Raw genomic sequence first — 18,134 nt, 5'->3', positions numbered from 1 at the left:
AACCCATGCAACGCACCGCTTTGCGCAGGCCGCTGTTTTCATCGCTGCACACCACGCTCGTCGCTTCGATTTCCGCCACGCTGCTGGCCACCGGGGGCAGCGCGCTGGCGCAGTCAGCCCAACCCGCCCCGGGCGCCAAGATCAAGGTGGGCTTCATGCTGCCGTACACCGGCACCTACGCGGCGCTGGGCTCGGCCATCGAGAACGGGTTCCGCATGTATGTGCAGCAGCAGGGCGGCAAGCTGGGCGGGCGCGACATCGAATACTTCAAGGTGGATGACGAATCGGACCCGGCCAAGGCCCCCGAGAACGCCACCAAGCTGATCAAGCGGGACCAGGTGGACGTGGTGGTGGGCACGGTGCATTCGGGCGTGCAGATGGGCATCGTCAAGGTGGCCAAGGAAAACAACACGCTGCTGATCATCCCGAACGCCGGCGCCGATGAGGCCACCGGGCCGCTGTGCGGGGCCAACATCTTCCGTACCTCGTTCTCGAACTGGCAGCCCGGCTACGCCATGGGGCAGGTGCTGGCCGAGCGCGGCATGAAGAAGGTGGTGACGCTGACGTGGAAGTACGCGGCGGGCGAGCAGTCCGTGAAGGGCTTCAAGGAAGCCTTCGAGGCCAAGGGCGGCAAGGTGGTGAAGGAGCTGAGCCTGCCGTTCCCGAACGTGGAGTTCCAGGCGCTGATCACCGAGGTGGCCTCGCTGAAGCCGGACGCCGTGTTCGTGTTCTTCGCCGGCGGCGGGGCGGTCAAGTTCGTCAAGGACTGGCAGGCGGCCGGGCTCAAGGACAAGATTCCGCTGTACGGCTCCGGCTTCCTGACCGACGGCACGCTGGAGGCGCAGGGCACGGCGGCGCAGGGGCTGGAAACCACGCTGCACTATGCCGATGGCCTGACCAACGCCCGCGACAAGACCTTCCGCACCGACTACGCCAAGACCTACAAGCTCCAGCCGGATGTGTATGCGGTGCAGGGCTATGACGCCGCGCAGCTGCTGGCCGCTGGCGCCAATGCCGTGAAGGGCGATATGTCGCGCAAGCCGGAGGTCATCAAGGCCATGGAAGCCGCCAAGGTCGACAGCCCGCGCGGCGTGTTCACGCTCTCCAAAGCCCACAACCCGGTGCAGGACTTCTACCTGCGCAAGGTGGATGGCCGCGAGAACAAGGTCAGCGGCGTGGCGGTGAAGGCCCTGGCCGATCCCGCGCGCGGCTGCCGCCTGTAAGAGATGGCGTCTCATAGATAGGACAGCCCGCGCAGCATGGACATCGTTTCCTTCCTCATCCAGTGCCTGAACAGCGTGCAGTACGGGCTGCTGCTGTTCCTGGTCGCCAGCGGGCTGACGCTGATCTTCGGCATCATGGGCGTGATCAACCTCGCCCATGGCAGCTTCTACATGCTGGGCGCCTACCTGGCGTTCACGCTGGCCAGTCTCACCGGCAACCTGTTCATCGCGCTGCCGCTCGGCATCGTGCTGGCCGTGGCGTTTGGCTACGTGCTCGAATGGGCGTTCTTCAGCTACCTCTACCAGCGCGACCACCTGCAGCAGGTGCTGATGACCTACGGCCTGATCCTCGTGTTCGAGGAGCTGCGCAGCATCCTGGTGGGCGATGACGTGCACGGCGTGCCGATTCCCGGCCTGCTCGACGGCGCGCTGCCGATCGGCAACGACATGACGTATCCGGTCTACCGGCTGTTCATCTCGGCCGTCTGCCTGCTGGTGGCAGCGGCGATGTACTGGGTCATCCGCCGCACCCGGCTGGGCATGATGATCCGCGCCGGGGCCACCAACCGCGAGATGGTGCAGTCGCTCGGCATCAACGTGAACGTGCTGTACCGGCTGGTGTTCGCGCTGGGCGTGGCGCTGGCGGTGCTGGCGGGGATGATTGCCGCGCCGGTGTCGTCGGTCTACCCGGGCATGGGGGGGCAGGTGCTGATTGTCTGCTTCGTGGTGGTGGTGATTGGCGGGATCGGGTCGGTCAAGGGGGCGCTGGTGGCTTCGCTGCTGCTCGGTTTCGTCGATACCTTCGGCAAGGTGTTCTGGCAGGACGCCGCCGGCGTGCTGATCTACGTCTTGATGGCCTTGATCCTGCTGTGGAAGCCCCAGGGGCTGTTCCGGGCCGGCTGACCTGCGTGCTCCATCGATGAAACCGACTCTCTCCGCTCCCCCGCTGCAAGACGTGCGCCGGCCGCCCTGGCTGGCGGCGCTGGGCTGGCTCGTGGCGCTGGCCGTGCTGGCCGTGGCGCCGCTGCTGCTGACCGCCGACAGCCACAAGTTCTATATCGAGCTGCTGAGCAAGGTGATGATCATGGCGATCTTCGCGCTCTCGCTCCAGCTGCTGATTGGCTACACCGGGCTGGTGAGCCTGGGCCATGCCGCCTACTTCGCCATGGCCGCCTATGCCACGGCCATGCTGGCACCCGAGGGCGGGGCCGGCAACGGCTGGCTGCTGCTGCTGGGCGCGCTGGGCGCGGCGGGGGCACTAGCGCTGGTGGTGGGGGCGCTGGTGCTGCGCACGCGCGGCGTGTACTTCATCATGGTCACGCTGGCCTTCGCCCAGATGGTCTATTTCGTGTTCCACGATACAAAGATCGCCGGCGGCAGCGACGGCACCTATATCTACTTCCGGCCCGAGTTCAGCCTGCTGCGGGACCGCCCGCTGACCGTCAACGACCCGGTGAACTTCTACTGGCTGGTGCTGGTGGCGCTGGTGCTGACGGTGGTGGCACTGGCGGTGCTGCTGCGCTCGCGCTTCGGCCACGCGCTGGTCGGCATCCGCCATAACGAGCAGCGCATGCGGGCGGCCGGCTATGCCACCTATCGCTACCAGCTCGGCGCGTTCGTTGCCGGCGGCGTGTTCGCGGGGCTGGCGGGCTATCTCTATGCCATCCAGTTCGGCTTCGTGAACCCGGAAATCGCCTCCTGGCACCAGTCGGGCAATGCCATGCTGATGGTGATCCTGGGCGGCGTGGGCAGCCTGGCCGGCGCGGTGCTGGGCGCGTTCTCGTTCGTGCTGCTGGCCGAATGGTTCAGCACGCTGACCAAGCACTGGCAACTGCTGATGGGCGGCTTCATCATCGTGGCCGTGGCGCTGCTGCCGCGTGGGCTGGTCAGCGTGCCGGCGGTGCTGCGCCAGCGGTCGCCGCGCCGGCGCGGCAATGGCGCGGATGCAGGAAACGCCGGCGAGGCCGCCGCGGACAGCCACGCCCGCAGCCGGGAGGCCGTATGACGCAAGCCATCCCCGTATTGCAGGCCGAGGGCCTGACGCGCCGCTTCGGCGGGCTGACTGCCGTGGACAGCGTGAACCTGACCTTGCGCCTGCACGAGATCCACGCGGTCATCGGCACCAACGGCGCCGGCAAGTCGACCCTGATCAATATGCTCTCCGGCGAACTGCCGCCGTCCACCGGCCGCCTGCGGCTGCAGGGCGAGGATGTGACCGGCTGGAGCCAGCCCCGGCTGGCGCGGCAAGGTATCGGCCGCAGCTACCAGCGCAACAACATCTTCCTGCCGCTGACCGTGCGCGAGAACTGCCGGTTGGCGGCGCAATCGCGCGCGCAGCGGGCCTGGCGGCTGTGGGAGCCGGCGCAGGCCTGCCGCACCAGCCGCGCGCTGGCCGACGAAGCCATGGAACGCGCCGGCCTGGCCGCGCATGCCGGGCGCCTCGCCAGCGAACTCGCCCATGGCCAGAAGCGCCAGCTGGAAGTGGCGATGTGCCTGGCCACGCAGCCCGTGGCGCTGCTGCTGGACGAGCCGCTGGCCGGCATGGGTGCCGAGGAATCCGCGCGGATGCTGGATCTGCTGCGCGGCCTGCGCGACGGCCACGCGATCCTGCTGGTCGAGCACGACATGGAGGCGGTCTTCGCCGTGGCCGACCGCATCACGGTAATGGTCAACGGCGCAGTCATCGCCACCGGCGATCCGGCCGCGATCCGCGCCAACGAGGCGGTGCAGCTGGCCTACCTCGGGGAAGAAGAAGGGGCCCACGCATGAGCGCCGCATCGCCGGACATCATCGACGCCATTGGCGTGAACGCCTGGTACGGCTCCAGCCACGTGCTGCGCGGCGTGGATTTCCGCGTGGGCGCGGGCGAGACCGTGGGCCTGCTGGGCCGCAACGGCATGGGCAAGAGCACGCTGCTGCGGACCCTGCTGGGCCATGTGCGCCAGCGCGAGGGCGATATCCGCGTGGCCGGCCGGGATGTGTCCCGCGCCCAGCCGCACGAGGTGGCGCGGCTCGGCATCGCCTACGTCCCGGAAGGGCGTGGCATTTTTCCGAATTTGTCGGTCCGGGAGAATTTGCTGATGGCGGCGCGGGTAGGCTGCCACGGCCGCAAGGACTGGGATGAGGCGCGCGTGCTGGACCTCTTCCCCCGGCTCAAGGAGCGGCTGTCCCATGGCGGGCAGCAGCTGTCGGGCGGGGAGCAGCAGATGCTGTCCATCGGCCGCGCGCTGATGACCAATCCGGACTGCCTGGTGCTGGACGAAGCCACCGAGGGGCTGGCCCCGAAGATCGTGCGCGAGATCTGGCACGTGATCGAGACGGTACGGGCCACCGGCATCGCCTCGGTGGTGGTGGACCGCAACTACCGCGCCGTGCTGGCCCACGCGGACCGCGTGGTGGTGCTGGAGAAGGGGCAGGTAGTGCTGGCCGGCCCGGCCGCCGACCTGGCCGCCGCGCCGGCGGCGCTCGACCGTTACCTGGGTGTTTGAACTGCTCTCCATAAAGTAACGTATCGATCTCTTTTGTGGCCATGCCGCAACGCCTTTGCGCGGTGCTGCGCACCCTTCGGCACCCAATCCGCCCGAATCCGCTCGAATCCGCCTTGACCCGCCGCCGCTTCTTTCCCATCCTTGATCGGGCACCCAGCCCACGATGGGCATCTTCCACAGTGGTCGTATCAGTTCACTTCATCTAGAATGCGCCCGTTTGTGCAATGCAATAGAGGCCAATAAGCCCCGTCGCGGCCGGAGCCGCTTGCGCGAGAGAACCCGTGCCCAGGACGTCACATTGCCTGGGATGCCAACCATGGCCGGGGAGGCGCGAGCCGGTCCACCAGACCCAAATCCATGACTCAATCCACAACCAGTCACTATTTCGTCGAAAGTCCGAGTACCCGGGCCCTCGTCATCGCCGCCATTGGGGTCGTCTTTGGCGACATCGGCACCAGCCCCCTCTATGCGCTCAAGGAGTGCTTCAGCAAGGAGCACGGCATTCCGTTCACGCCGGAAGCGGCGCTGGGCATCATCTCGCTGCTGTTCTGGGCGATGATCATCGTGGTCTCGCTGAAGTACGTGGTCTTCATCATGCGCGCGGACAACGACGGCGAAGGCGGCGTGCTGGCGCTGATGGCGCTGGTGCTGCGCACCGCCGCGCCGCGCTCGCGCAAGGCGCGCATGCTGATGATGATGGGCATCTTCGGCGCGTGCATGTTCTACGGGGATGCGGTCATCACGCCGGCCATTTCGGTGCTCTCGGCCGTGGAGGGCCTGGAGATCGCCGCGCCGCAGCTGGGGCACTTCGTGATCCCGATCACGCTGGTGATCCTGACCGTCCTGTTCCTGATCCAGCGGCACGGCACGGCCACCGTGGGCAAGTTCTTCGGCCCGATCATGACGCTGTGGTTCGTCACGCTCGGCGCGCTGGGCATCTACAACCTGATCCAGGCGCCTGGCATCCTGGCGGCGGTGAACCCGCTCTACGGCGTCAATTTCCTGATCGACCACTCGCTGCAGGCGTTCATCGTGCTGGGCGCGGTGTTCCTGGTGCTGACCGGGGCGGAGGCGCTCTACGTGGACATGGGCCACTTCGGCGCGCGGCCCATCCGCATCGGCTGGTTCATCCTGGTCATGCCGTGCCTGATGCTGAACTATTTTGGCCAGGGCGCGATGCTGCTCCAGAACCCGGCCGCTTCCGTCAACCCGTTCTACCTGATGGTGCCGGAGCCGCTGCTGATTCCGATGGTGCTGCTCGCCACCTGCGCCACGGTGATTGCCTCGCAGGCGGTGATCTCCGGCGCGTTCTCGCTGACCAGCCAGGCGATCCAGCTCGGCTTCGTGCCGCGCATGCGCATCCGCTACACCTCGGCGGCGGAAATCGGCCAGATCTACCTGCCGGTGATCAACTGGACCCTGCTGGCGCTGGTGATTGCGGTGGTGATCTCGTTCAAGAAATCGGAAAACCTGGCTGCGGCCTACGGCATTGCCGTGACCACGACGATGCTGATCACCTCGTTCCTGGCCGCCTTCATGATGCGCAGCGTCTGGAAGTGGAACCCGGTGCTGGTGGCCCTGCTCGCCGGTGGCTTCCTGCTGGTGGACCTGACCTTCTTCGCCGCCAACCTGCTCAAGGTGGCCGAAGGCGGTTGGTTCCCGCTGCTGATGGGCAGCGCGGCGTTCTTCCTGCTGATGACGTGGTACAGCGGCCGCAAGCTGCTGCGCGCGCGCAGCCTGGAGGACGGCATTCCGCTGGAGCCGTTCATCGCTGGCCTGCTGGCGCACCCGCCGCACCGCGTGGAAGGCACGGCCGTGTTCCTGACCGGCAACACCGAGTCGGTGCCGGTGTCCCTGCTGCACAACCTCAAGCACAACCGGGTGCTGCACGAGCGCGTGGTGTTCCTGAGCTTTGTCACGCGCGACATCCCGTTCGTGGATGACGACCATCGCCTGACCTGCAAGGACCTCGGCGGCGGCGTGTTCATCCTCAAGTCCGAGTACGGCTTCAAGGAGACCCCGGACGTGCAGCGCGTGCTGGACCTCGCGCAGCGCAAGCTGGGCATGTCGTTCGAGCTGATGGAGACGTCGTTCTTCATCGCGCGCGAGTCGGTCATCCCCTCCAAGCTGCCGGGCATGTCGATGTGGCGGGAAAATCTCTTTGCGTGGATGCATCAGAACGGCGCCAAGCCGTCTGACTTCTTCTCGATCCCGGCGAACCGGGTGGTGGAGTTGGGCACCAAGGTCGAAATCTGACCGCTCCGGGGCGGCGCTTCGCCTATACATGAGAACCCGGCCAGCGGAGTAGGGCCCGCTGGCCGGGTTTCTTTTTGCCCCCGGGAGCCTCTCATGTTCAGATTCTGCACGGTACGCACCTGGCGCCGGATGGCCGTCGCCATCGGCTTGATGACCGGCGCCAGCCAGTTCGCCAGCGCGGGCACGCCTGTGCCCAACCCGTTCCTGGCTGCCCCCACCTACGCCATCACCCATTTCGATTCGTCCCAGAGCGACACCTTCCCCTATGCCGTGACCGGCGGCTCGCGCACCGTGGCGCCCCCGCCGCCGTTGCAGCTCTCCCAGGCGACCAACGGGCCGGTCAACATCATGACCTTCGCGTCGACATCGCCCAACTACATGTGGGGCGTGTCGCCGACGGGCGTGACCTATATCTCGGTGGCCAACGACGCCTTCACGCCCGTGGCGCGGGCGCTCCTGCCGGGCGCGACGGCCACGCTGCAGACCACCTTGCTCGGCCTGCTGACCAATCCGATCGGCACGGTCGCGCAGGCCCAGGCCATCGTGGCGCAGTTGCTGCCCACCGGCGGCATTCCCAGCGCCTACGGCGTGGTGGACAACAACAACGTCCTCTATATCAATAGCGGCAACCAGATCCTGGCCCTCGCGCTGAACGTGCCGGCCGTGCCGCTGTTGGGGATCAGCGTGGTGCGGTCGCTGAACGCCGCCACGTTTCTCCAGCCCGGCGAGAACCTGGCCGGGGTGGTGATGACCTATGACGGCAAGCTGGTGGTGCTGGGCACGCGGTCTGTGTCGATTGTCGACCGGTCGTTCACGGGGCCGGTGCATACGGTCACGCTCGGCGCGGACGAGAGCGTCAGCAATTCCGCCGCCGTCGACGAGAACAACGGGATTTATGTCGTTTCCGACAAGATTCTGAGGAAACTCGTCTGGACAGGCAGCGCGCTGTCCCAGAACGCGGCGGACGGCGCGTGGAGCAGCCCCTATCCCAGCGGCGACACCTTCCCGACCGTCTTCGGCTCAGGCTCGGGCAGCACGCCTACGCTGATGGGCTTCGGCACCGATCCCGACAAACTCGTGGTCATCACCGACGGCCTCACGCGCATGAGCCTGCTGGCGTTCTGGCGCGACCAGATTCCCGCCGGCTTCACCAACCGCCTGGCGGGACAGATCCAGGTGAATTGCGGCTTGCCGGCCGCGTACCCCATCCAGTCCGACCAGTCGGTCGCGGTGAACGGCTACGGCGCGTTCGTCGTCAACAACGTGTCTGCGGCGGATGGGAGTACCGGAAGCGGGACGAGTGCGATCGTGGATGGGCTGATCCGGGGGCCGCTGCTGCCATCGCCGATCGGGGTCGAGCGCTTCGCGTGGAACCCGCAGACCCATGCGTGGACCTCGACCTGGGCGCGCAGCGATATTTCGTCGAACTCGATGGTGCCCGCCGTCAGCGCGGGCTCGAACCTCGTGTTCACGAACGGGTACTACCAGAATGGCTGGGGATGGGTGGTCACCGGGCTGGACTGGAACACCGGCGCCACTGTGCACCAGACCATCCTGGGAACCGGGATCTGGGGCAACGGCTTCTACGCGGTGGTGCAGTTCCTGCCGGATGGCGACCTGCTGTTCAACAGCATCATCGGACCCACGCGGGTCCAGCAGCCGAGCGGGATCATCAATCCGCTCTGAAGGAGTGGGGCGGGGCGGGGCGGGGCGGCCGGCCCGGTGTGCCGGGTGGCCGCCCGAGGGCGAGGGGTGGGGATCAGCGCTTGAGCTTGGCGAACGCGGCGGCCATGGCGCCGGCCACCTCGGGTTCGCGCTTGCCGCCGCCGAATCCCTTGCCGCCACCACCGCCACCGCCATGGCCACCGTGGCGCTGGCCGCCCCGGTGCTCGCCGCTCCGGTCGCCACCGGCGCGTGGCGCAGCCTGGCCCGGCTCGTCGTCCAGACGCATGGTCAGGCCGATGCGGTTGCGCTTGACGTCCACCTCCATCACCTTGACCTTGACGATCTGGCCAGCCTTGACCACCTCGTGCGCGTCCTTCACGAACTTGGTGGAAAGCGCCGAGATGTGGACCAGACCGTCCTGGTGCACGCCGATGTCCACGAAGGCGCCGAAGGCGGCCACGTTGGTCACCACGCCTTCGAGCACCATGCCCGGCTGGAGATGCTTGATGTCCTCCACGCCGTCCTGGAACGTCGCGGTCTTGAACTCAGGGCGCGGGTCGCGGCCCGGCTTCTCGAGTTCGGTCAGGATGTCACGCACGGTCGGCAGGCCGAACGTCTCGTCGGTGAACTGCTGGGCGGTCACGCCGCGCAGGGCGTCGCGGTTGCCCATCACGTCGGACAGGCCCTTCTTGATGTGATCGAGAATGCGCTGCACCACCGGATACGCTTCCGGGTGGACCGACGAGCGATCCAGCGGGTTGTCGCCCGTGTTGATGCGCAGGAAGCCGGCGGCCTGCTCGAAGGTCTTGTCGCCCAGGCGCGGCACCTTCTTGAGCGCATCGCGGTTCGGGAACGCGCCGTTGGCATCGCGGAATTCGACGATATTGCGCGCCAGCACCGTGTTCAGGCCCGATACGCGGGCCAGCAGCGGGGCGGAGGCGGTGTTCACGTCCACGCCCACGGCGTTCACGCAGTCTTCCACCACGGCGTCCAGCGCACGTGCCAGCTCGCGCTGGTTCACGTCGTGCTGGTACTGGCCCACGCCGATCGACTTCGGATCGATCTTCACGAGTTCAGCCAGCGGGTCCTGCAGGCGGCGGGCGATCGACACCGCGCCGCGCAGCGACACGTCAAGCTCCGGGAACTCCTTGGCGGCCAGCTCGGAAGCCGAGTAGACCGAGGCGCCGGCCTCGCTGACCACGATCTTGGTCAGCTTCAGTTCCGGGGCGCGCTTCATCAGGTCCTGCACCAGCTTGTCGGTCTCGCGGCTGGCCGTGCCGTTGCCGATGGAGGCCAGCGCCACGTTGTGCTGTTTCGCCAGGCGGGCCAGTGTGGCCAGCGAGCCTTCCCAGTCGCGGCGCGGCTCGTGCGGGTAGATCGTGGCGGTGTCCAGCAGCTTGCCGGTATGGTCGACCACGGCGATCTTGCAGCCGGTGCGGATGCCCGGGTCGATGCCCATCACTGACTTCGGGCCGGCCGGCGCCGCCAGCAGCAGCTCATGGAGGTTGCGGCCGAAGATCTTGATGGCCTCGTTTTCGGCGGTTTCGCGCAGCTGCGTCAGCAGTTCGGTCTCGATATGCGGCTGCACCTTCACGCGCCAGCACCAGCGGCACACATCGCCCAGCCACTTGTCAGCCGGGCGGTTCCGGTTCTCGATGCCCACATGGCGCGCGATCATGCCTTCGCACGGGTGCGGCACCATCGCGTCCTGTTCCTCGCCCAGGCCCAGCTTCACCATCAGCACGCCCGCGTTGCGGCCGCGGAACAGCGCCAGCGCCCGGTGCGACGGCACGGTGCGGATGGTCTCGCTATAAGCGTAGTAATCGCGGAATTTCTCTTCCTCGGCGCCTTCCTTGCCTTCCATCACCGTGGAGGCGACCACACCGTGGTTCCACAGGTGCTCGCGCAGCTTGCCTAGCAATTCAGCGGTTTCGCCAAACTGTTCGGAGAGGATGTCGCGCGCGCCGTCCAGCGCGGCCTTGACGTCGGGCACGCCGCCGTCGGCGGTGGGGTTGCCGTTGACGAACTTGGCGGCCTCGGCCTGCGGGTCCAGCGTAGGATCGGCCAGCAGCGCCTGGGCCAGCGGCTCCAGGCCGCATTCGCGGGCGATCTGGGCGCGCGTGCGGCGCTTGGGCTTGTACGGCAGGTACAGGTCTTCCAGCGTCTGCTTGGTGTCGGCGGCCTCGATGGCGGCGCGCAGCGCGTCGGTCATCTTGCCTTGTTCCTCGATCGACGCCAGGATCGTCGCGCGGCGGTCTTCCATGTCGCGCAGGTACAGCAGGCGCTCCTCGAGGTTACGCAGTTGCGTATCGTCCAGGTTGTCCGTCACTTCCTTGCGGTAGCGGGCGATGAACGGCACGGTGGCGCCTTCGTCCAGCAGCGCGACGGCCGCCGCCACCTGGCGCGGTTGCACGGACAGTTCTGCCGCGATGAGCGACACAATCTTTTGCGAGACGGAAGCAGGCAAGTTGGACATCGGGAAACTAGTCGGTCGAAAGCGGGGCATTTTGCCACAAGCGCAGGGCACTGCCGGTGACGGGAAGACGGCTTTTCACGTGCCTGTTCCGCGACACCGCCCCCGCGCACCCCGCCAGCCCCGTGCCAGCCTGGCTTCGGCCCCACCCCAGCCCCACCCCAGCCCCGGATCGGACACATGTTGCAACGTTTGCCGGTGGGGCTGACAAGCCCCCCGGATGCTAGAATTCGGCCATGATCGTCAAGCCCCGTTCGGCCGCCGTGGCCCATCTCGTCTCCACCCCCGTCCTTGCCGCAATGTGCGCCGCCTGCTTGCTGGCCGCGCCGGCCCTTGCGCAGACCAGGAACCCGCCCCCGCGCGACTTCGAGGCCGAGCGCAAGGCGATTGGCGACTCCCGCGCGTGGACCAATTACCGCTTCGCCGAGGCCGAACGTGCCTGCTACAGCAAGTTCCTCGTGAACCGCTGCATCGACCAGGCCAAGGACGTGCAGCGCGATGAACTCCACGTGCTGCGCGCCAAGGAACTGGAAGTGGGCGATGCCGAGCGTGCCTGGAAGGCCGCCGAGCGCGACCGCGAGCAGGCGCTGCGCCAGGCCGAGTACGAGGCCGGCCAGCCGGGCCGCGCCGCCAACGAGGCCGCCAGCCGTGCCTCCTACGACCGCAAGCAGCAGGAACAGGCGCTGCGCGACGCCCAGCAGGGCGCCGACGCGCCCCAGCGCGCCGCCAACGCCGAGAAGTACAACCAGAAGCAGTCCGACTTCGACGCCAAGATGAACGAGGCGCGCCAGAAGGGCGCCGACCAGGCCCGCCAGCGACAGGAAAACACGCGGGCCTACCAGCAGAAGCAGGCGGACGCCGCCCAGCGCCAGAAGGACCTCGACGAGCGCCGCGCCAATGCCGAGGAAAAGAAAAAGCAGGGCCAGGGTTCCACCCCGAGCCCGTTCGGGTTCTGACCGGCGTGACAGCGCAGGCTGTCGGCGCCGGCCGGACGATCCACGGGGAGCCGCTACATGGATGAGAATCTCAACACACTGGCGCGGCAGATCATCGAACTGCAAATCGAGCATCGCGATCTCGATTTCCTGATCGATCACCTGTCCGAGGACGCCGCCCACGACGAACTTCAGCTGCGCCGACTCAAGAAGCGCCGGCTCAAGCTCAAGGACGCCATCACGCTGTTGCAGCTTCAGCTCGAGCCGGACGTACCGGCCTGATTTCCCGCAGGCGCGCCCCACGCGCCACGCCTTTGCAGAAAGCCCATTTTGTCTGAACCGACCGACGACGCGCTTCCCGAATCCGCCGAAACGCCATCCCCTGAAGCGCTGCCGCAGGACGACCACACCTCGCTGAACGAGGCGGTGGCGGCGGCATCGGCCAACCAGGCGGCCACGCAGGCGGCGCAGCTGGCGACAATCTTCGCCGATACCGGCACGCTGGCCACCGGCATCCCCGGCTACCGGCCGCGCGCGTCCCAGCAGAAGATGGCCGAGGCCGTGGCGGGCGCTATCGCCCAGAACGACTCGGTGATCGTCGAGGCGGGCACGGGTACGGGCAAGACCTTTGCCTACCTCGTCCCGGCGATGCTGTGGGGTGGCAAGGTGATCCTGTCCACGGGCACCAAGAACCTCCAGGACCAGCTGTTCTTGCGCGACATTCCCACGGTGCGCAAGGCGCTGAACGTGCCGATTTCGGTCTCGCTGCTCAAGGGGCGTTCCAACTACCTGTGCCACTACCACCTCGAGCGCGCGCAGGCCAACGGCCGTCTGGCGTCGAAGCAGGACGCGGCGTGGCTGCGTGACATCGGCCGCTTCGCCAAGACCACCACCTCGGGCGACAAGGCCGAACTGGCCGCCGTGCCCGAGAACGCGCCGGTCTGGCAGCTCGTGACGTCCACGCGCGACAACTGCCTCGGCAGCGAGTGCCCGCAGTACAAGGAGTGCTTTGTGATGCGCGCCCGCAAGGAGGCGCAGCAGGCCGACGTGGTGGTGGTGAACCATCACCTGTTCTTTGCCGATGTGGTGCTGCGCGACACCGGCATGGCCGAATTGCTACCCGCCGCCAACACGGTGATCTTTGACGAAGCCCACCAGTTGCCGGAAACCGCGACGCTGTTCTTCGGCGAGACGCTCTCCACCAGCCAGTTGCTGGAACTGGCGCGCGACACCGTGGCGGAAGGGCTCTCCCATGCGCGCGATGCCGTGGACTGGGTGGCGCTCGGTGGTCCGCTGGAACGCGCCGCGCGCGACCTGCGGCTGGCCTTCGGCAAGGACAACCTGCGGCTGGCGCTGGGCCAGATCGAATCCGACCCGCGCACGCGCGAGCCGTTCTTCGAGACGCTCGACGCGCTGGACAGCGCGCTGTCGGATTTTGTCGAGGCGCTGGAAAGCCAGGCCGAACGCGCGGAGTCGCTCGAACAGTGCCACCGCCGGGCGGTGGAACTGGCCCAGCGGCTGGCGGCCTGGCGCGACGACCGCGTGGCGCCGGCGCCCGCCCCGGCCGCGCCGGCAGACGCCAGTGGGGAAGGTGAGGGCGATGGCGGGGACGATGGCGGGGACGATGGAAAGCCGCCGCCGGTACCCGTGTCACTGGGCCCGGAGACTGTGCGCTGGGTCGAGGTGTTCTCGCACACCGTGCAACTGCATCGCACGCCGCTGTCCATCGCACCGATCTTCACGCGCCAGCGCGAGGGCCAGCCGCGCGCCTGGGTTTTCACCTCGGCCACGCTGTCCGTGAAGGGCAACTTCACCCACTACGCGGCCCAGCTCGGTCTGGACAAGGACCGCTCGCTGACGCTGCCTAGCCCGTTCGACTACGCGAAGCAGGGCCTGCTCTACGTGCCGCGCAACATGCCGGCGCCGCAGTCGCCCCAGTTCACCGAGGCGGTGGTCCATGAGGCCCTGCCACTGATCGAGGCCGCCGGCGGACGCACCTTCCTGCTCTGCACCACGCTGCGCGCGGTGCAGAAGGCATCGGACATGCTGTACGACCTGTTTGCCGAGCGCGGGCTGAACCTGCCGCTGCTGGTGCAGGGCCAGGCGAGCCGGACCGAGCTGCTGGATCGCTTCCGGCAACTCGGCAACGCGGTGCTGGTCGGCAGCCAGAGCTTCTGGGAAGGGGTGGATGTACGGGGCGAGGCGCTGTCGCTGGTCATCATCGACAAGCTGCCCTTCGCCCCGCCCGACGACCCGGTGCTGGCCGCCCGGATGGAGGTGCTGCAGAAGAAGGGCCTCAGTCCATTCGCGGTGCACCAGTTGCCGCACGCGGTCATCACGCTGAAGCAGGGCGCGGGGCGACTGATCCGCTCCGAGTCCGACCGGGGCGTGCTGGCGATCTGCGACACCCGGCTCGTGGAAAAGCCCTATGGCCGCCAGATCTGGCAGAGCCTGCCGCCGTTCACGCGCACCCGGGAGGCAGACACCGTGATCCGCTTCCTGGAGGGATTGCGGAAGGCGGGGCCAGAGTCAGAGCCGGAGCCAGAGCAGGCGCCGGCGGACGAATAAGGGCAATAAAAAACCCGACGGGATCGTCGGGTTTTTTATTGGCTGCGGGCGCGTCTCAGAACACTTCCCACCAGGACTTGTCTTTCCGGCGCGCGCCGTACTTCACGAAGTCGCTGTCCGGATAGTTGCGCTCCATCACACGGGCTGCGTCATCGCGCAGATCCTTCATGCCCAGCGAATCGTACGAGCGCACCATGATGTACAGCGCTTCCTCGTTGGCCGGCGCGCCGTCGTAGTCCTTCAGCGCCTGCTGGGCCCGGTTCACGGCCGCCAGGTAGGCGCCGCGGCGATAGTAATAGCGGGCGGCATGCACTTCATGCTGCGCCAGCGCATTGACGATGTACTGCATCCGCAGCGTCGCGTCCGGCGCGTACTTGCTGTCCGGGTAGCGCGTGATCAGGATCTGGAAAGCGTCGTAGGCGGCACGCGCGGCCTTCGGGTCGCGTTCGCTCAGGTCCTGGCCGGAGAAGCGGCCCAGCCAGCCCAGGTTGTCGTTGAAGTTGATCAGGCCCTTGAGGTAGTAGGCGTAATCAATGTTGGGATGGCTCGGGTGCAGCTGGATGAAGCGGTCGACGGCGGCCAGCGCGGCGGCAGTCTCGCCATCCTTGTAGTTGGCGAACGCGGTGTCGATTTGCGCCTGCTGGGCGTAGCGGCCGAACGGGTAGCGGCCTTCCAGCTTTTCATAGAGCTTGACGGCGCGTGTATAGTCGCCGCCATCCAGCGCATCCTTGGCTTCCGAATATAATTTGTTCGCCGACCAGCCGGCCGTTTCGTCGGGCTGGTCGCCAAGCAGGCCGCATGCAGACAGCATGACGCAGCCGCCTGCGAGCAAAATCGCTCCAAATCTCGCGCGCCAGTTCGCGCGTTTCATGCTCTGCAATTGCATTGGGCAACCTGTTCCGGATGAAAAATAGCGTCAAGCATTATAGCCCAAGCCCTAAGGCCGAAAACGGTCCGGCGAACGATTCCCCGGCGGATCTCGATTCCCCGCTGGATGCCGACGATTTCAATGACGATCTCGGCGATGTCAGCGATCTCGGCGAAACCGGTGGCGCGGTGATGGCCACGCCCGCCACCGCCGTGGATCAGCCGCCTTTAACTCTAGAAGTGGATAGTGCATCACATGGCGAGCGGCTCGACAAACTGCTCGCGCGGCATTTCAGTGAATTCTCGCGCAGCCGCATCCAGCAATGGATCGAGGAAGGCGCCGTGCGGGTGGATGGCGAGCCGAGCCGCGCCAAGGCTTCGGTCCAGATGGGCCAGCAGATCGAGATCCAGCCGCAGGTTGCGCCGGAGTCCCTCGCCTTCACGGCGGAGGACGTGCCGCTGGACGTGGTGTTCGAGGACGCCACGCTGCTCGTCATCAACAAGTCGGCCGGGCTGGTCGTGCATCCGGCCGCCGGTAACTGGAGCGGTACGGTGCTCAACGGCCTGCTGCACCGCGACCCGGCCGCGCGCCAACTGCCGCGCGCCGGTATCGTGCATCGGCTGGACAAGGAAACCTCGGGCCTGATGGTCGTCGCCCGTACGCTTACCGCGCAGACCGACCTCGTCCGCCAGCTGGCCGCCCGGACCGTCAAGCGCACCTACCTCGCGCTGGTCTGGGGCGAGACGCCGGACGAGGGCACCATCGACGCGCCGATCGGCCGCGACCCGCGCGAGCGTACCCGCATGGCCATCGTCCATACCAATAGCGGCAAGCCGTCGCGCACGCACTTCAAGACGCTGGGCACGGTGCCGCTGGGCCGCGGCAAGGTGTCGATGGTGATGTGCCAGCTCGAAACCGGCCGCACGCACCAGATCCGCGTGCATTTCGAGTCGATCGGCCATCCGCTGGTGGGCGACCCGGTCTACCACAAGGCCACCAAGCGCGGCCAGCGCCCGGCCATCCGCGTGACGCTGCCGGTGCCGTTCGAGCGCCAGGCACTGCATGCGTACAAGCTGGGACTGGTGCATCCGGAGACCGGGCGCAAGGTGTCCTGGGAGGCCGAGCCGCCCGAGGACATGCAGGACCTGATCGAGGCGCTCGACTTCGAAGGCTACGCGGCGCGGCAGCTCGAGGACGACGATGACGACTTCGATGACGATGACGACCACGACGTCGAGATCATCTACGTGAAGGATGACGATGACGATTGAGCGGCAATCCGGCTGGATCGTGCCGGACTGGCCGGCGCCGGCCCGCGTGCGGGCGCTGTCCACGACCCGCCAGGGCGGCGTGAGCGTCGGCCCCTACGGGCTGGCCGATGGCAGCCCGGGCGGGCTCAATCTCGGTACGCATGTGGGGGACGATCCGTCCGCGGTGGCGGAGAACCGTCGTCGGCTGGCAGCGCATTTGCCTGCCATGCCGCGCTGGCTGGAGCAGGTTCACGGCTGCGCCGTGGCGACCGCCGATGGGATGGAAGGCGGGGAGGGCGGCGTGCCGCGTGCCGACGCCAGCATCGCCACCACCCCCGGCCATGTCTGCGCGATCATGACGGCAGACTGCCTGCCGGTGTTGCTGTGCGATGCGGCGGGCACGGTGGTCGGTGCCGCCCATGCCGGCTGGCGCGGGCTCTGCGACGGCGTGATCGAGGCCACCCTGGCACGCATGGCCGCGCAGGCAGGCCCTGGTTCGGAGTGGCTGGCTTGGCTGGGCCCGGCTATCGGCCCATCGGCGTTCGAAGTGGGCGTCGAGGTCCGGGAAGCATTCCTGGCCCAGGCCCGCGAGGCGGAGCGGCCGGCTGTCGAGGCGGCATTCCGCCCTGGCGCGCCGGGCAAGTATTGGGCCGACCTGTACGCGCTGGCCCGTACCCGGCTGGCGCGCGCCGGCTGCACGCGCGTCTACGGCGGCGATGCCTGCACCGTGGCCGACGCGGCGCGTTTCTATTCCTATCGCCGCGACCGTATCACGGGCCGCATGGCCACGCTGGTCTGGCTAGCGGCCTGACGCGTCAGCTTCCTCCACGGGCTTCGGCCCGGCCTGCCCGGCGGGTGGTTTGGCTGCCCGTTCTGCTGCACGTTCGGCGGCCTCGCGCGCCTGGCGCCTGCGCCGCCGGCCGGGCGTTCCCATGATGTAGACGACGATCGATACCGGCGCCACGCCGTAGCACAGGAACGTGGCCACCCCGGCCACGAGGTTCGTCTCGGTAATCGACATCATCAGGGCTACGTAGATCCAGCCGATTGCGACGATATACATCAGGCGTTCATCTCTTTCTGTTAAAAGTACGGTGCCGTCACGTGGCGGCCGGAAACGGCCCCCGGACTGCCCGCGAACCCGCCTCAGGCTTACCGTCCGGTAGGTCGGGGATGCGTTTCCCGCACGCGCGTTCGCAATGCGGAATTCCGCATTGACAGCGTCTACATTGCAAGGCAACAATGCCTTCAAATGTATCGGAACCGAGGAAGTTCTCCAGGGTTTCGCCGGCAAGCATAGCGTATGACCTGGCGCCGCCGATGCGGCGTCCCGGTCTGGGTGACCAGATTACCCAGAGGCGCAACCCGGATTCGGGGCGGGTCGGGAGACAGTTACCCCGAGCCCGTC

The 18,134-nt window shown here is 67.4% G+C and carries 15 protein-coding genes; 12 read left to right on the top strand and 3 right to left on the bottom strand.

Translation table 11 applies throughout. The annotated features are described in order from the left end of the window. The first annotated feature begins 5 nt into the window (after positions 1-5). The 7 genes from SB751_RS01420 to SB751_RS01390 all read left to right on the top strand — a co-directional run bounded on the left by SB751_RS01420 (position 6) and on the right by SB751_RS01390 (position 8,653). Positions 6-1,223, top strand: a complete 1,218-nt coding sequence (locus SB751_RS01420; RefSeq protein WP_144195773.1) for an ABC transporter substrate-binding protein — start codon at positions 6-8, stop codon at positions 1,221-1,223. A gap of 36 nt (positions 1,224-1,259) precedes the next feature. Next, entirely contained in the window at positions 1,260-2,126 is an 867-nt protein-coding gene (locus tag SB751_RS01415; protein WP_144195771.1) for a branched-chain amino acid ABC transporter permease, read from the top strand. 16 nt (positions 2,127-2,142) lie between these two features. After that, positions 2,143-3,228 carry a branched-chain amino acid ABC transporter permease gene (locus tag SB751_RS01410; RefSeq protein ID WP_144195769.1) on the top strand — a complete coding sequence of 362 codons (1,086 nt, stop codon included), beginning with the start codon at positions 2,143-2,145 and terminating at the stop codon, positions 3,226-3,228. Beyond that, positions 3,225-3,992 (top strand): ABC transporter ATP-binding protein, encoded by a 768-nt coding sequence (locus tag SB751_RS01405; RefSeq protein WP_144195767.1) that lies wholly within the window; start codon positions 3,225-3,227, stop codon positions 3,990-3,992. The genes SB751_RS01410 and SB751_RS01405 overlap by 4 nt, the downstream gene beginning before the upstream one ends. Further along, the gene (locus tag SB751_RS01400; protein ID WP_144195766.1) at positions 3,989-4,711 is read left to right on the top strand and encodes an ABC transporter ATP-binding protein; all 723 of its coding nucleotides are present in this window, start codon (positions 3,989-3,991) and stop codon (positions 4,709-4,711) included. Before SB751_RS01405 ends, SB751_RS01400 begins: the two co-directional genes overlap by 4 nt. A gap of 357 nt (positions 4,712-5,068) precedes the next feature. Further along, a complete protein-coding gene (locus tag SB751_RS01395; protein ID WP_144195764.1) occupies positions 5,069-6,967 on the top strand; it encodes a potassium transporter Kup in 1,899 nt (632 codons plus the stop codon). 93 nt (positions 6,968-7,060) lie between these two features. After that, the gene (locus SB751_RS01390; protein ID WP_144195762.1) at positions 7,061-8,653 is read left to right on the top strand and encodes a hypothetical protein; all 1,593 of its coding nucleotides are present in this window, start codon (positions 7,061-7,063) and stop codon (positions 8,651-8,653) included. A gap of 73 nt (positions 8,654-8,726) precedes the next feature. Here the strand turns inward: SB751_RS01390 and SB751_RS01385 are convergent, their stop codons facing one another. Continuing rightward, entirely contained in the window at positions 8,727-11,108 is a 2,382-nt protein-coding gene (locus tag SB751_RS01385; protein WP_144195760.1) for a Tex family protein, read from the bottom strand. A gap of 233 nt (positions 11,109-11,341) precedes the next feature. Here SB751_RS01385 and SB751_RS01380 point away from each other — a divergent pair, with 233 nt between their 5' ends. Genes SB751_RS01380 through SB751_RS01370 form a run of 3 tightly spaced genes read left to right on the top strand, consistent with a single transcriptional unit; the run spans position 11,342 to position 14,608 of the window. Beyond that, the gene (locus SB751_RS01380; RefSeq protein WP_144195758.1) at positions 11,342-12,061 is read left to right on the top strand and encodes a hypothetical protein; all 720 of its coding nucleotides are present in this window, start codon (positions 11,342-11,344) and stop codon (positions 12,059-12,061) included. Positions 12,062-12,118: 57 nt separating this feature from the next. Next, positions 12,119-12,322, top strand: a complete 204-nt coding sequence (locus SB751_RS01375) for a DUF465 domain-containing protein (protein WP_092292923.1) — start codon at positions 12,119-12,121, stop codon at positions 12,320-12,322. A gap of 48 nt (positions 12,323-12,370) precedes the next feature. After that, positions 12,371-14,608, top strand: a complete 2,238-nt coding sequence (locus SB751_RS01370) for an ATP-dependent DNA helicase (RefSeq protein ID WP_410747736.1) — start codon at positions 12,371-12,373, stop codon at positions 14,606-14,608. Positions 14,609-14,663: 55 nt separating this feature from the next. On the opposite strand, the gene SB751_RS01365 is transcribed toward SB751_RS01370, so the two are convergent. Beyond that, positions 14,664-15,494, bottom strand: coding sequence for an outer membrane protein assembly factor BamD (locus SB751_RS01365; RefSeq protein WP_144195754.1), 831 nt, complete (start codon positions 15,492-15,494; stop codon positions 14,664-14,666). Positions 15,495-15,511: 17 nt separating this feature from the next. Here SB751_RS01365 and SB751_RS01360 point away from each other — a divergent pair, with 17 nt between their 5' ends. Both SB751_RS01360 and pgeF read left to right on the top strand, forming a co-directional pair. After that, complete coding sequence (locus SB751_RS01360; RefSeq protein WP_144195752.1) at positions 15,512-16,747, top strand: RluA family pseudouridine synthase; 1,236 nt, start codon at positions 15,512-15,514, stop codon at positions 16,745-16,747. After that, positions 16,737-17,537 (top strand): peptidoglycan editing factor PgeF, encoded by an 801-nt coding sequence (pgeF, locus tag SB751_RS01355; protein WP_144196273.1) that lies wholly within the window; start codon positions 16,737-16,739, stop codon positions 17,535-17,537. Before SB751_RS01360 ends, pgeF begins: the two co-directional genes overlap by 11 nt. Here pgeF and SB751_RS01350 read toward each other — a convergent pair. Beyond that, positions 17,526-17,789, bottom strand: a complete 264-nt coding sequence (locus tag SB751_RS01350; protein ID WP_144195750.1) for a hypothetical protein — start codon at positions 17,787-17,789, stop codon at positions 17,526-17,528. The genes pgeF and SB751_RS01350 overlap by 12 nt on opposite strands. Positions 17,790-18,134: the final 345 nt, after the last annotated feature.

Origin of the sequence: Cupriavidus sp. SIMBA_020, assembly GCF_046535395.1 — a bacterium.
Classification (GTDB): domain Bacteria; phylum Pseudomonadota; class Gammaproteobacteria; order Burkholderiales; family Burkholderiaceae; genus Cupriavidus; species Cupriavidus campinensis.
Note: the sequence above shows the minus strand (reverse complement) of the source record. Positions and strands in the feature narration are given on the sequence as shown.

What these genes read in the sequence shown, in the direction of transcription:
- SB751_RS01400 (WP_144195766.1), top strand. Translation starts at nt 3,989, where the DNA reads ATGAGCGCCGCATCGCCGGACATCATCGACGCCATTGGCGTGAACGCC.
- SB751_RS01350 (WP_144195750.1), bottom strand. Translation starts at nt 17,789, where the DNA reads ATGTATATCGTCGCAATCGGCTGGATCTACGTAGCCCTGATGATGTCG.
- SB751_RS01415 (WP_144195771.1), top strand. Translation starts at nt 1,260, where the DNA reads ATGGACATCGTTTCCTTCCTCATCCAGTGCCTGAACAGCGTGCAGTAC.
- SB751_RS01395 (WP_144195764.1), top strand. Translation starts at nt 5,069, where the DNA reads ATGACTCAATCCACAACCAGTCACTATTTCGTCGAAAGTCCGAGTACC.
- SB751_RS01365 (WP_144195754.1), bottom strand. Translation starts at nt 15,494, where the DNA reads ATGCAATTGCAGAGCATGAAACGCGCGAACTGGCGCGCGAGATTTGGA.
- pgeF (WP_144196273.1), top strand. Translation starts at nt 16,737, where the DNA reads ATGACGATTGAGCGGCAATCCGGCTGGATCGTGCCGGACTGGCCGGCG.
- SB751_RS01360 (WP_144195752.1), top strand. Translation starts at nt 15,512, where the DNA reads ATGAAAAATAGCGTCAAGCATTATAGCCCAAGCCCTAAGGCCGAAAAC.
- SB751_RS01420 (WP_144195773.1), top strand. Translation starts at nt 6, where the DNA reads ATGCAACGCACCGCTTTGCGCAGGCCGCTGTTTTCATCGCTGCACACC.
- SB751_RS01380 (WP_144195758.1), top strand. Translation starts at nt 11,342, where the DNA reads ATGATCGTCAAGCCCCGTTCGGCCGCCGTGGCCCATCTCGTCTCCACC.
- SB751_RS01405 (WP_144195767.1), top strand. Translation starts at nt 3,225, where the DNA reads ATGACGCAAGCCATCCCCGTATTGCAGGCCGAGGGCCTGACGCGCCGC.
- SB751_RS01390 (WP_144195762.1), top strand. Translation starts at nt 7,061, where the DNA reads ATGTTCAGATTCTGCACGGTACGCACCTGGCGCCGGATGGCCGTCGCC.
- SB751_RS01375 (WP_092292923.1), top strand. Translation starts at nt 12,119, where the DNA reads ATGGATGAGAATCTCAACACACTGGCGCGGCAGATCATCGAACTGCAA.
- SB751_RS01410 (WP_144195769.1), top strand. Translation starts at nt 2,143, where the DNA reads ATGAAACCGACTCTCTCCGCTCCCCCGCTGCAAGACGTGCGCCGGCCG.
- SB751_RS01385 (WP_144195760.1), bottom strand. Translation starts at nt 11,108, where the DNA reads ATGTCCAACTTGCCTGCTTCCGTCTCGCAAAAGATTGTGTCGCTCATC.